The organism is Variovorax robiniae (genome assembly GCF_037889955.1).
GTDB classification, from domain to species: Bacteria; Pseudomonadota; Gammaproteobacteria; order Burkholderiales; family Burkholderiaceae_C; genus Variovorax; species Variovorax robiniae.
The window spans coordinates 41,174-54,434 of sequence record NZ_JBBKZS010000016.1; the positions used below are offsets into that span (position 1 = coordinate 41,174).

Sequence of the window (13,261 nt, forward strand, 5' to 3'; positions counted from 1 at the left end):
GCTTACGCCCCCTGGTATTCGGGCTTGGGCCCGAGCGTGGCGGCCAGTTCCTTGCGGTAGCGGTTCAATTCCTGCACCGTCTTGAAGCTGCGGTTCATCAGCAGGCTCAGGTTGTGCAGGATGCGCTCGCCGACCTTGGTTTCCCAGACGGCGTCGAACTTGATCTGCTTGTCGAGCCAGTGCTCGAGCCAGTCCGGATCGGGCATGCGGCTCTGGATGGTGTCGTTCGGGAACAGCGCCTTGTTGACGTGCAGGTTGGTCGGATGCAGCGCCTGCGCGGTGCGGCGCGCGCTGGCCATCAGCACGCCGACCTTGGTGAAGGCGGCGCGGGCTTCGTCGCCGAACTTTTCCATCGCCCGCTTCATGTAGCGCAGGTAGGCGCCGCCGTGGCGGGCTTCGTCCTGGCTCAGCGTGGTGTAGATGTGCTTGATGACCGGCTCGGTGTGCCATTCGGCCGCGCGGCGGTACCAGTGGTTGAGGCGGATCTCGCCGCAGAAATGCAGCATCAGCGTCTCGAGCGGCGGCGCCGGGTCGAAATCGAAGCGCACTTCATGCAGTTCCTGCTCGGTGGGCGCGTGCTCGGGGCTGAAGCGCTTGAGGTATTCCATCAGCACCAGAGAATGCTTCTGTTCCTCGAAGAACCAGATCGACATGAAAGCCGAGAAATCGCTGTCGTGGCGGTTGTCGCGCAGGAACATCTCCGTGGCCGGCAGCGCCGACCATTCGGTGATGGCATTCATCTTGATGGTTTGCGCCTGCTCCGCCGACAATTTGGCGGCGTCGAAGGACTGCCACGGAATGTCCCGGTCCATGTCCCAGCGGACGGATTCGAGTTGTCTGAAAAGTTCCGGGTAGAGCATCGATGTCTTTCTATAACCGACGGATTTTAGTCGGCGGGGTTATGCACAGCGGTGACAAGCGCGCGATGATGCGGAATACGCGCATCGCCGAATTGGATGCGCATGCCGCTGGAGATACCCGATGCACTCACGCTCCCTGCTTTTCACGATCTTGACGGCGGCTGCGCTGGGCCCCGCAGCCGCGCTGGCCCAGACGGAAGCCGCCTGCCCTCCGATCCTGCACCACACATTCCCGCGTTTGCAAGATGAAAAACCCCAAAATCTTTGCCAGTATTCCGGCAAGGTGGTGCTGGTCGTCAACACCGCCAGCTTCTGCGGCTTCACGCCGCAGTACAAGGGACTGGAGGCGCTGGACAGCAAATATCGGGCGCGTGGCCTGGCCGTGCTGGGCTTTCCTTCCAACGATTTCGCCCAGGAAACTGGCTCCAACAAGGAGATCGCCGATTTCTGCGAAAGCACCTTCGGCGTGAAATTCCCGATGTTCGCCAAGTCGTCGGTGCGCGGGCCGGACGCCAATCCGCTGTTCAAGGAACTCGCGCAGGTTTCGGGCACGACGCCGAAGTGGAACTTCTACAAATACCTGATCGGGCGCGACGGCAAGGTGGTCGAGAGCTATTCCAGCATGACAACGCCTGACAGCAAGGATTTCGTCCGGGAGCTTGAAAAGCAGCTTGCCGCGCCTCAGGTGCAATGACGCACGAGACGGAATCGCCGTCCAGGCGGCTGCTTCACAATTGTTTACTTTCGAATCGGGAACCTCGGTCGTACGAGGTTCCTCCTAATGGCACAGGCGATGAGCGCCTGATTGGTTTTCATGCTGCGAGGTCTTCCGGCCATCCGTGGTCCGGCTGAAATCCCGAGGCGATTCTTCTCCTCCTCCCTCCCTCCCTCTTCGCACGGGGCGCCTCGCAGCATTTTTGTATAGCACTTGGCTCGCCCCCAGGATCCGCGGCACAGCGTGCAGCTCCTCCAACCCCCTACGGAGGGCAACACCAGCGGCCCGGCGAAGCCGGTTCCGCGGTGTTTCTGGAAATGGGAATCGGCGCGCGAGTGGCGTGAATGGGCATGCGGAGCCACCATCGTTCGCCGCGCAAACGAACTCGCCGCGACTGCATGACGATTGCAATTGCGGGAAGAGATTCATTCCCGTGCTAGCCCATGCGGGCCAGCGCAGAAATTACGCAGGCATCGTGTCAGCGAAGCTCGGCCGCAAGTGCAGCTTGTCGCACAGCTTGGCCAGATTCGCATGCTCGCCGCGCCAGTCGATATCGGGAAAGCGGAAGCTGACCCAACCCAAGGCGCAGCCGACCGCGATGTCGGACAGGCTCAGGTGGATGCCGCTGCAAAACGGCTTGTCACCCAGGCCCTTGGACATGGCGGCGATACCACCTTCCACCTTGGCGCGCTGGCGATCCATCCACGCCTGGCTGCGCTCGGTGTCGGCGCGCTTGGGCCAGGTGGCCTCGAGGCGCCAGAGGATGCCGGCGTCCATCACGCCATCGGCCAGCGCTTCCCAGGTCTTGACTTCGGCACGCTCGCGGCTTTGCTGCGGGATGAGCTTGCCGACCGGCGAAAGGGTGTCCAGGTATTCGACGATGACGCGCGAATCGAACATCGCTTCGCTGCCGTCCATGATCAGGCAGGGCACCTTGCCCAGGGGGTTGGATTGGCTGATGGTGGTGTCATCGGCCCAGACATCTTCCTTGATGAATTGGTAATCCAGCCGCTTCTCGGCCATGACCACGCGCACCTTGCGCACATAAGGACTGGCGGCGGATCCGATCAATTTCATGCGGGCTCTTCCCTCTGATGACATTCGTTGTAGCTTTTTGATTCTAGGGGAACCGTCCAGCGGTGAACCGGCCGTCGGCGGGGAGCGACGGGGAAACGCCACAGCCGCCACCTAAAATTGGAGGATGACCTTCTCCACTGTTTCTGCCCTGTCCCCCCTCGACGGCCGCTATGCCGGCAAACTCGGCGCGCTGCGGCCGCTGATGAGCGAGCAGGGCTACATGCACCGGCGCGTCCAGGTCGAGGTGGCATGGTTCATCGCGCTGTCGGACGCCGGCTTCGCCGAATTCAAGCCGCTCAGCGGCGGCGCCCGCAAGTACCTCATGGGCCTGGTTTCCAACTTTTCCGAGGCCGACGCCCAGGCCATCAAGGAAATCGAGAAGACCACCAACCACGACGTCAAGGCCGTCGAGTACTGGATCAAGTCGAAGTTCGAGGCCCGACCAGAACTGCTCGCCGCCTCCGAATTCGTCCATTTCGCCTGCACCAGCGAAGACATCAACAACACCAGCCACGCCCTGCAGATCCAGGCCGCGCGCGACAAGGTGATGCTGCCGGCGCTCGACGGCATCATCGCCACGCTGCGCGACATGGCCGGCAAGTTCGCCGAAGTGCCGATGCTGAGCCGCACCCACGGCCAGACCGCCAGCCCGACCACGGTCGGCAAGGAAATCGCCAACGTCGCGGTGCGACTGGCCAAGGCCCGCGCGCAGATCGCGGCGGTCGCCCTGCTCGGCAAGATGAACGGCGCCGTGGGCAACTACAACGCGCACATCGCGGCCTGGCCGGAGTTCGACTGGGAAGGCTTCAGCCGCAAGGTCATCGAGACGCCGGCGCCGCAGGGCCTGGGCCTGAGCTTCCAGCCCTACAGCATCCAGATCGAGCCGCACGACTACATGGCCGAACTGTTCGACGCCTTCGCCCGCACCAACACGATCCTGATCGACTTCTCGCGCGATATCTGGGGCTATGTGAGTCTCGGCTACTTCAAGCAGCGCCTGAAGAAGGGTGAGATCGGCTCGTCGACGATGCCGCACAAGGTCAACCCGATCGACTTCGAGAATGCCGAAGGCAACCTCGGCCTGGCCAATGCGGTGCTGCGCCACCTGAGCGAGAAGCTGCCAATCAGCCGCTGGCAGCGCGACCTGACCGACAGCACGGTGCTGCGCAACATCGGCGTGGGCTTCGGCTACACGGCGCTGGCGTATGCGAGCCTGGCCACGGGCCTGGGCAAGCTGGAACTCAACGAGCAGGCGCTGGCCGACGACCTCGACAATTCGTGGGAAGTGCTGGCCGAGCCGATCCAGACCGTGATGCGTCGCTTTGGCGTGCAGGGCGCGTACGAGCAACTGAAGGACGTGACGCGCGGCAAGACCGTGACGGCTGAGGCGCTGCACGGGCTGATCCGCTCGCTGGAGATCCCCGAGGCCGAGAAGGAACGCCTCCTCGCGATGACGCCGGGTTCCTACACGGGCAAGGCCGCCGAGTTGGCAAAGCGCGCCTGATGGCCCTCAAGTCCACCATCTTCAAGGCCAACGTCGCCGTTGCCGACATCGACCACAACTACTACGCCGACCATGCACTGACGCTCGCGCGGCATCCGAGCGAGAACGACGAGCGGATGATGATCCGGCTCGTCGCGCTCGCGCTCAATGCGTACAAGCTGCAGGACGTGGTGCAGGGCGACGGCACGCTGGCCTTCGGCGCCGGTCTGTCGAACGTCGACGAACCCGACGTCTGGCTGCGCGACTTCACCGGCGAGGTGAAGGTCTGGATCGAGGTCGGCCAGCCGGAAGACAAGCCCATCATCAAGGCCTGCGGCAAGGCCGACCAGGTCATCGTGTACTGCTACAGCCACGCCGCCGGCATCTGGTGGAAGGGCATCGAGAACAAGCTGACGCGCCCGCAGAACCTGCAGGTGTGGCGCGTACCGAGCGAGACCTCGCAGGCCGTCGCCCTGCTCGCCGAGCGCAGCATGCAACTGCAGGCCACGGTGCACGAGAACACGCTGACGCTCGGCAATGGCGCCGAGAGCATCGACATCGAGCTGACCCGCTTGAAATAGCGATTCAGTGCTGCGCCGCCGCCAGCAGCAATGCCACGCCCGAACCCACCAGCAAGGCGTCCAGCATGTACTGGAAGGCGCGCGGGCTGAGCCGCAGCACCATCGCCTTGCCCGCGAAGGTGCCGGCCATCAGCGACGCGCCGACGACCAGCCCCTGCACCAGCACCTCCACCGGCATGGCGCCCAGCCCCCGGAAGGTCAGCACCTTGCTAACGTAAAGCACCAGCGAACTGGCCGCCTCGGTCGAGAGGAAGGCGCCCTTGACCAGGCCATAGGCCGCGAACACCGGCACGCTCAGCGGCCCGGTCGAGAGCACCACGCCCGTCAGGAAGCCGATGACCGCGCCGGCCACCGCCATCTGCCACAAGCGCACCTGGAAGGCGCGACGTTGCACCCAGTGGCGAAAGGGCACCATCGAGATGAAGAAAATGCCCAGCAGCACGTCGATGAGCGTGGCCGGCAACTGCAGCAGCGTGCGCGCGCCCAGCGCCGCCGCCGGCCCGCCGGTCACCGAGTACGCCGCGAAGGCACGCCAGTCGACTTCGCGCCACCAGGCCAGCACGCGCGAGAGGTTGGCCATGACCGCGGCAACGGCCATGATCGGCACCGCCTGCTTGGGCCCGAACGCATAGACCAGCACCGGCAGCAACATGATCGAGGAGCCCGTGCCGATGACGCCGCTCACCGCGCCGGCCACCAACCCGACGAGCAGCACGAAAGCGAAGGCAGCCACGCCGGGTTCAGTCGCCGGCGGTCACAGGGGTGTCGTTGGCGGGCTCGTCAGGCCAGACGTGCTCCGCTTCGCGTGCACGCTCGGCGTACTTGTTGAAGCGCCAGGCCGAGTCTTCCATGGTGATGCGGCGCCAGGTGCCGCGCTTCTCGGCGGGCGACATCGCGGGCCAGTGCTGCACCTCGTCGAAACTGCGGCCGCAGCCCTTGCATTGGTCGTCGCCCTGGCTGGTGGAGCAGATGGCGATGCAGGGCGTGTCGGGCGTAGTGCGGTACCACTCGATCCAAGCGGCCCAGGCCTTGCGCGGGAAGCCGACCTCGCTGACCTCGTCTTCGCGGTGGTAGACCATCAGCGCATAGACCTCCGCCAGCGCGCGCAACTCGGGTGCGAGCGTGATGCCGTCGGGCGACGGGCTCCGGTCGCGCCAGTAATTGATGGCGGCCTCGATGTCGGTGATGTGAATGGCGGCCATGGACGGAGCGAAATCAGCGGACGGGCATCATAGACCGGGCAAGCCCCGAGCGCTCAAAAGGTCTTTGCGCTATTAAATTCATAGCATCACACTACGGCAAGGCGGGTATCTCCAGCCTTTTTTCCATATGAAACGGGGATTCTGCGGTTGCGGCGCGGCCAGCCACGATGCTTTAATCGGCGTTCCGAAGGGGAGTAGCTCCCGTCCATCGCTGCTTGCGAGGGATATCGTCAGGCCGTCAATACGAAGCACATAACACTTCCGGTCTGTCGGGCATCGCGCTTGTGGCGCGGTGTTGAGCAAGACCTTCGATTTGAACCCGTCAAAGGTTTGGTCGAAGCGCTTCGAGATCTCCGGAAACACCCGGCCGATCCTCCAGTCGTCTCTGCCGCACCAGCGGGATGAATCGAAACGCATTGGAGTGACTTGCACATGGAGCTTTTTTCCGCCCCCTGGTTCTCGGCCTTGCTGGCCATCATCCTGATCGACCTCGTCCTCGCGGGCGACAACGCGATCGTCATTGCGCTGGCCGCACGCAGCTTGCCCAAGGAACATCAACGCAAGGCCATCGTCTGGGGCACGGTGGGCGCGATCGTCGTGCGCTCGGCCATGACGGTCGGCGTGGTCTGGTTGCTGAAGATCCCGGGCTTGATGCTCGTGGGCGGCCTGGGCCTTCTCTACATTGCCTACAAGCTGCTGGCCGACACGCATGACGGCGAGGACGAGCACGGCAGCGTCGGCGCGACCTCCTTCTGGGGTGCGATGAAGACCATCGTGATCGCCGACGCGCTGATGGGCATCGACAACGTCCTGGGCGTGGCCGGCGCGGCGCATGGCGACTTCACGCTGGTGGTGCTGGGCCTGCTGATCAGCGTGCCGATCGTGGTGTTCGGCAGCACCATGGTGCTGAAGCTGGTGCAACGCTTCCCCGTCATCATCCAGCTGGGCGCCGCGGTGCTTGCCTTCACGGCCGGCAAGATGATCGTCAACGAGAAGATGCTGGCCAACTGGTTCGGCGGCTCGGCCACCAGCAACCAGGTCGCCTACTGGGGCGTGTGCGTGCTGTGTATCGTGGGCGTGCTGACCGCCGGCTGGCTGAAGACGCGTCGCGAACGGGCATCGGAAGAAGCGGGCAGCGACAAGGTTGCAGCCTGAGGCTGGATCGGGCAGGCGCGTCCTGCCGGCTTTCTATTCACAACTGGAGCACCTCATGGAAAAGATCATCGTGTACGTGGACGACGCAGCCTATGCACGCGAACACGTTGCGAAGCTGGTGGCTCCGGTGACGGAGGCCGGTGGAGGCGCACGGCATTGGATCCTGGTGGCTTGCGCTCCGCGCATGACGCATCGGATCAGCAAATGGGTGAGCCACAGCGCACGCGAGAACTGGCGCGCCAAGTGGTTCGCCAAGACGGTGGCAGAGGTCACGCCGGTACTGTGCCGGCCCGGCGATGAGATCACGCCCTCGCTGGCCGCGGGCCGGCTGTCGGATCTGACGCAGCAATTGCGGCTGACGCACGGCGCGGCGAAGGTGATCGACGCGCGCCGGCCCAAGATCGGCGTGGACATGGAGCCGGTGGCGCCGGATGTGCCGGCTGCCGGCCACTCCGGCTGGGCATTGCCTGGCGGCGCGGTGGGCTTGGGCGCCCTGCTGGTGCTGGTTGGCGAACTGGGCGAGTAGCAGGGCGCAGGGCCTGATCACGCGATCCGCCTCGATTGTGTGAACAGTTCCCTGACGCGGCCTCACGGCGCTTCGTCGCGCCGCGTTATCCTGAGCATGATGCGACTGATCCTCAAATGGCTGCTGAGCGCCTTTGCGCTCCTGACCGTGGCCTACCTCTATCACCAGGTGCAGGTGAGCAGCTTCGGCTCCGCCCTGATCGCGGCCGCCGTGATCGGCTTCCTGAACACGATCGTACGGCCCGTGCTGGTGCTGCTGACCTTGCCGGTCACCATCGTCACGCTGGGGCTGTTCCTCTTCGTGGTCAATGCCTTGATGTTCTGGGCTGCCTCGGGCTTGCTGGACGGATTTCACGTGACCGACTTCGGCGCGGCGCTCATCGGCTCGGTGCTGTACTCCGTGCTCGGCATCGTGATCGAGGCCGCGCTCGGCAGCTTGAGAAGAAACTGACCGGGCGCCGCAGCGACTGCGGCGTGGGGTCGTCGGCGGCGACGCGCGGATCGCGCGCCCGGCCTCAACTCACCGACAGGTTTTCCTTGCGCGCGATCTGCCCGAGCGTTTCATAGATCAGGCGGTCGGGCGCCACGTTCCAGCCCAGGCGCTCCCGGATGTTGAGCACGGCGCGCATGGCCAGCAGCGAATGGCCGCCGAGGTCGAAGAAGTTGTCGACGGGCGAGATGTCGTCCGCGCCGAGCAGCGTGGACCAGATCTGCGCAATGGCGATTTCCTCGGGCGTGCCCAGGCGCGCCACGCGTTGCCGGGGCTCGCGCAGGACTTCGCCGACCGGACGCGGCAGAGACTTGCGGTCGATCTTGCCGTTTGGCAGCAGAGGCAGCACTTCCAGCCGCACGATGTGCTGCGGCAGCATGTAGTCGGGCAGGCGCGTGCGCAGGTGCTCCCGCAGCGCCGCCGGGTCGAGCATTTGCGTACGGGCGACGCAATAGGCCACGAGCCGGACATCGTCCTCGCCCTCGGTGTGCGTGACGACCACGTTGTCGGCCACCGAGGGATGCTTCGACAGGGCGATTTCGATCTCGCCCAGTTCGATGCGGTAGCCGCGCACCTTGACCTGGTGGTCCAGCCGGCCGAGATGTTCCAGCAAGCCGTCGTGCCGCCAGCGGGCCAGGTCGCCGGTGCGGTAGAGGCGCGCGCCGGGCTCGTCGCTCCATGGGTCCGGCACGAAGCGGCTGGCGGTCAGTTCGTTGCGCTGGTGATAGCCGAGCGCCACGCCCAGGCCGCCGATGCAGGCCTCGCCAGGCACGCCCGGCGGGCACGGATGGCCCTGCGGGTCCAGCACCCAGACCGAGGTGTTGGCGATGGGCCGCCCGATCGAAATGCCGCGGCCCGGCGACTGCACCTGCCAGCAGGTCGACCAGACGGTGGTTTCGGTCGGGCCGTACATGTTCCAGAGCGAAGTGCAGCGCTCCATGAGTTGCTCGGCCAGCGCGGGCAGGAGCGCCTCGCCGCCGATCAGCGCACGGAAGCCCGGCCCGCCGGCCCAGCCCGTGTCGAGCAGGGCGCGCCAGGCCGAGGGCGTGGCTTGCATCACGGTGGCTTCGTGGCGTTCCAGCAGTTCGCGCAGTTGCGTGGGGTCGCCGACCTGCTCGCGACTGGCCACGATGACCTGGGCGCCGACGGCCAGCGGCAGCAGCAGCTCCAGCACGGCGATGTCGAACGACAGCGTGGTGACCGCAACCAGGCGATCGCTCGGGAGCAGCCCCGGCGCCCGCGCCATGGCCATGAGGAAGTTGACCACCGCCCGGTGCGGCAAGGCGACGCCCTTCGGCTGGCCGGTGGAGCCGGAGGTGTAGATGATGTAGGCGGCGTCCAGCGGGCGGGCGTCGCGTTCGGGATCGGCGGGCAGCGCGGTTTGCGATGCGCCCGCGGTCAGCGCAGGGTCGCGCGGGTCGAGCAGCGGCACATCGACATCGCGGAAAGGGGCGGACAGTTCCGGCGGGACCAGGATGGCGGACAGTGCCGCATCGCCGGCCATGTAGGCCAGCCGGCTGACCGGGAAGGCCGGATCCAGCGGCACATAGGCCGCACCGGACTTCAGCACCGCGAGCAGCGCGACCAGCATGCCTGCATCCCGCGGCAGGCACAGCCCGACGCGATGGCCGCGGGCGATGCCGCGATCACGCAGCGCGCGCGCCAGCGCATTGGAGCGCGCCTCCAGGCTCGCATAGTCCAGTCGCAGGCCGGACGCATCGATGACGGCGACTGCTTCGCGCAATGCCGCATCGGCGGTGCGCAGATGGCGATGCACCAGGGGCTCCGCCGGCAGGGGGGCCTGGGTGGCGTTCCAGTTGTTGCGCAGCAGCGCCAACTGGCCGGGCGCCACGATCGAATAGGCCGACAGTGGCCGCTCGGAATCCAGCAGCACCTGCTCGACCAGCGCGACGTAGTTCTCCAGCATGCGCTCGGCGGTCACCGCGGCATACAGGTCGGTGGAATATTCGAGGTGGATGCGGTGCGCGAATTCGGTGTCGATGTGCAGCGAGAAATCGAACTGCGAGGCGGTGCGCTCCAGCTCGTATTCCTCATAGCTGAAGGGCACCGGCTCAAGCTGCCCGAGCGGCGCATTGAGCACGTTGAACAGCACGTGCACCAGGCCGTCCGGCTGCGCGATGCCGCCCTGCCCCAGTGCCTCGACCAGTTCGTCGAAGGGTGCGTCCTGGTGCGCATAGGCGCCCAGCGCGGTTTCGCGCACGCGCAGCACGAGCCGGGAGAACTCGGGGTCGCCCGACAGGTCGGTGCGCATCACCAGCGTGTTGACCAGGGTGCCGACCAGTTGCTCGGTGGCCAGGTGGTGGCGGTTGGCGATGGGCGTGCCGACGGCGATGTCGGTGCTGCCGGCCTGGCGCGAAAGCATCAGCTTGAACGCGGCGAGCAGGACCATGAACGGTGTCACGGCATGGCGCGCGCAGAAGGTGCGCAGCGCCTCGCTCAAGCGTGCCGGCAGGTTCGCCGTGACCTTGGCACCGTGGAAACCGGCAAAGGCGGGGCGCGAGAAGTCAGTCGGCAACTGCATGGCCTGCAGGCCGCGCAGGCGCTCGATCCAGTAGGCCATCTGGTGCTGGCGTTGCCGCACCGTCTCCGGCGCGCGCTGCCAGGCGGCGTAGTCGGCATATTCGACGGGCAATGCCGGAAGATGCGGCTCCCGGCCGCCGAGCCAGGCGGAATAAAGCGCCAGCACTTCGCGCATCAGCACCGCCATCGACCAGTTGTCGGTGATGGCATGGTGCATGAGCCACAGGAAGAGATGGTCGTCGTCGCCGAGGCCGACCAGCGTGGCACGATGCAGCGGCGGATGCGCCAGGTCGAAGGGCGTGGACGCGCGCTCGCGCAGCAGGAGCCGCGCCCTGGCCACCCGCTCGGTGGTTGGCAGCGCCTGCAGCGGGATGTACTCAATGGCCTGCTTCAGGCTGGCCGCGATCATCTGAACGGGCTCCGGGCCCCGCATTTCGAAATGCGTGCGCAAGCCCTCGTGGCGCTCGACGAGGTGGTCGATCACACGCTGCAGCAGCGCGCGGTCGAGCGGACCCCGCAAGCGCAGCGAGACCGCGACGTTGTAGGCGACGGAAGCGGGATTGAACTGCTGGATGACCCACATGCGCCGTTGCGACAACGAAGCCGGCAGCGGCTGGCCGCGCCGCACCGACGGGATCGGCGTTTGGGCCCGGCGCGGCGCATCGTCGCGCAGGGCCTCGGCCACGCGGCCCGCCAGCGCGGCGACCGTGGGTTGCTCGAACAGCGCCTGCAGCGACAGCACCACGCCCAGGCGGTCCTGCAGGCGCGATGCCACCTGCGACATCGACAGCGAGGTGCCGCCCAGTTCGGCGAAGTGTTCATGCACGCCGAACGCGCGGGTGCCGAGCACCTCCTGCCAGATGTCCCACACGGCCTGTTCGGCCGCGTCGCGCGGCGGCACATGCCGCGCGTCCGGCGCTTGCGTGTCGCGCGCCAGGATGTCGAGCTCGCCGGCGAGCCAGGCGCTGCGACAGGCCCGCCGCTGGATCTTGCCGCTGGAGGTGCGCGGCAGGGTGCCGGCACGGACCACGGCCACGGTGTCGACGGGTACTTCGTGGGCCTGCGCCACGACGCTGCGCACCTTGCGCGCGATGGCGGCGGCGTCCGCCGCTTCGGTGCGGCGTTCCATTTCGAGCAGCAGCACCACGGCTTCGCCCTGGCCGTCGTCGACGCCGAAGGCCGCGCCGAAGCCGGTGCGCAGGGCCGGATGCGCTTCCTCCGCGGTTTGTTCGAGGTCCTGCGGATAGTGGTTCTCGCCGTGGACGATGATGAGGTCCTTGTGGCGGCCGGTGACGAACAGCTCGCCCCCGTCGACGAAACCGAAATCGCCGGTCCGCAACCAGGGGCCGGAGCCGTCCGCCAGGGTAGCGCCGAAGGTGGCCTGCGACAACGCCTCCTGCCGCCAGTAGCCAGCGCCGATGCTGGGCGAGCGCGCCCAGATTTCGCCGACCCCATCGCTGGCGCAGCGCGTGCGCGTGTCGATGTCAACGATGGCCAGTTCGGTGTCCTGCAGCGGCGGGCCGCAACTGACGAGGGCCTGGCTGGCCGGATGGTCGACGGACTGGGGCACGACGCGGTGCGAGCGCAAGGCCGCCGCGTTCACGCCCAGCAGCCGCGGCGGCTGGGCGGGCGTGCTGATCGTCACGCCGAGCACGGCCTCGGCGAGGCCGAAGGCGGCAGAAAACACCTCGGGCCGCAAGCCGGCGGGTGCACAGGCTTGCAGGAAGGCTTGCACGGTGGCGACACGGACTGGCTCGGCGCCGCAACTGAACGACACCACCTTGGAGAGATCGCCGCCGTAGGGCTGGCCCGCCAGTTGGCGCAGGCAGGCGGCATAGGCCGAGTCGGGCGCACCGCTGTGCGTGATGCCGAAGGCGGCGATGGCGTCCAGCCAGCGCAGCGGCCGGCGCAGGAAGGTCAAGGGAGACATGAGCCAGCTGCTGGCACCACGGCTCATGGGCGCGAGCAAGCCGAACATCAGGCCGAAGTCATGGAACTGCGGCAGCCAGGTGAGCAGCCGACTGTGCACCTGAACGCCGACCGCCGCGGTCAACGCGTTCGCATTGGCCAGCGCGTTGGCATGGCTGAGGCAGACACCGCGCGGCGCCGTCGTGGAACCCGAGGTGTACTGGAGGTAGGCCAGCGTTTCCGGCTCCACCACCACATCCAGCGCGGCCGGGTCGGGCTCGATGGCCTGGAGTTCGGCGGGCGTCAGCCAGCGCGGCGCCGCGTCGGCCTGCGTGCCGACCAGGTCGGCGGCGGCCTGGCGCATGGATTCGGCGATCAGGACCAGGCTCGCGTCGGCGTCCTCGACGATGCCGCGCAGTCGCGGAGCGGCGCGGCGCCATCGGATCGGGTCCGGCGCCGGGACCGGCACGGCCACGCGGCCGGCCAGCATGCAGGCCCAGAACGCACAGGCAAAGTCCAGGCCGGTGGGCAGGGCGAGCAGCACGCGGTCACCGGGACGGGTGACCTTGGCCAGGCGCCTTGCCAGGCCGCGACACCGCTCGCCCAGGTCGGCGAAGCTCAGGCTGTCGGCCACGGTCAGATCGTCGCGCACCACGGCATACGCCGCGCGGGCGCCTCCCTCGGCGCAGCGAGTTTCGAAAAGTGCCGCTAGCGTACGGTGCGG

Annotated in this window: 11 protein-coding genes; 6 read left to right on the forward strand and 5 right to left on the reverse strand. The window is 66.9% G+C overall.

Annotated elements, in window-relative coordinates:
* Positions 1–2: 2 nt before the first annotated feature.
* On the reverse strand, positions 3–860 hold the full coding sequence (locus tag WKW79_RS27465; protein WP_340338400.1) for a ferritin family protein: 858 nt from the start codon (positions 858–860) through the stop codon (positions 3–5).
* Positions 861–981: 121 nt separating this feature from the next.
* On the opposite strand from WKW79_RS27465, the gene WKW79_RS27470 reads away from it, so the two are divergent.
* A complete protein-coding gene (locus WKW79_RS27470; protein ID WP_340338401.1) occupies positions 982–1,554 on the forward strand; it encodes a glutathione peroxidase in 573 nt (190 codons plus the stop codon).
* Positions 1,555–2,037: 483 nt separating this feature from the next.
* Here WKW79_RS27470 and WKW79_RS27475 read toward each other — a convergent pair whose 3' ends face one another.
* Positions 2,038–2,652 carry a glutathione S-transferase N-terminal domain-containing protein gene (locus WKW79_RS27475; RefSeq protein ID WP_340338402.1) on the reverse strand — a complete coding sequence of 205 codons (615 nt, stop codon included), beginning with the start codon at positions 2,650–2,652 and terminating at the stop codon, positions 2,038–2,040.
* A gap of 124 nt (positions 2,653–2,776) precedes the next feature.
* On the opposite strand from WKW79_RS27475, the gene purB reads away from it, so the two are divergent.
* Together purB and WKW79_RS27485 are read left to right on the forward strand one after the other, a co-directional pair.
* A complete protein-coding gene (gene purB, locus WKW79_RS27480; RefSeq protein ID WP_340338403.1) occupies positions 2,777–4,156 on the forward strand; it encodes an adenylosuccinate lyase in 1,380 nt (459 codons plus the stop codon).
* The gene (locus WKW79_RS27485) at positions 4,156–4,716 is read left to right on the forward strand and encodes a YaeQ family protein (protein ID WP_340338404.1); all 561 of its coding nucleotides are present in this window, start codon (positions 4,156–4,158) and stop codon (positions 4,714–4,716) included. Before purB ends, WKW79_RS27485 begins: the two co-directional genes overlap by 1 nt.
* Positions 4,717–4,720: 4 nt before the next feature.
* On the opposite strand, the gene WKW79_RS27490 is transcribed toward WKW79_RS27485, so the two are convergent.
* Together WKW79_RS27490 and WKW79_RS27495 are read right to left on the reverse strand one after the other, a co-directional pair.
* Entirely contained in the window at positions 4,721–5,449 is a 729-nt protein-coding gene (locus tag WKW79_RS27490; protein WP_340338405.1) for a sulfite exporter TauE/SafE family protein, read from the reverse strand.
* Positions 5,450–5,456: 7 nt separating this feature from the next.
* A complete protein-coding gene (locus WKW79_RS27495; RefSeq protein WP_340338406.1) occupies positions 5,457–5,918 on the reverse strand; it encodes a DUF3717 domain-containing protein in 462 nt (153 codons plus the stop codon).
* A 432-nt stretch (positions 5,919–6,350) separates the two neighbouring features.
* On the opposite strand from WKW79_RS27495, the gene WKW79_RS27500 reads away from it, so the two are divergent.
* The 3 genes from WKW79_RS27500 to WKW79_RS27510 all read left to right on the forward strand — a co-directional run bounded on the left by WKW79_RS27500 (position 6,351) and on the right by WKW79_RS27510 (position 8,049).
* A complete protein-coding gene (locus WKW79_RS27500; RefSeq protein WP_340338407.1) occupies positions 6,351–7,073 on the forward strand; it encodes a TerC family protein in 723 nt (240 codons plus the stop codon).
* A 55-nt stretch (positions 7,074–7,128) separates the two neighbouring features.
* Positions 7,129–7,599: a hypothetical protein gene (locus WKW79_RS27505; protein ID WP_340338408.1), complete on the forward strand. Its 471-nt coding sequence runs from the start codon at positions 7,129–7,131 to the stop codon at positions 7,597–7,599.
* Positions 7,600–7,698: 99 nt separating this feature from the next.
* A complete protein-coding gene (locus WKW79_RS27510) occupies positions 7,699–8,049 on the forward strand; it encodes a phage holin family protein (RefSeq protein WP_340338486.1) in 351 nt (116 codons plus the stop codon).
* Positions 8,050–8,113: 64 nt separating this feature from the next.
* Here the strand turns inward: WKW79_RS27510 and WKW79_RS27515 are convergent, their stop codons facing one another.
* On the reverse strand, positions 8,114–13,192 hold the full coding sequence (locus WKW79_RS27515) for an amino acid adenylation domain-containing protein (protein ID WP_340338409.1): 5,079 nt from the start codon (positions 13,190–13,192) through the stop codon (positions 8,114–8,116).
* Positions 13,193–13,261: the final 69 nt, after the last annotated feature.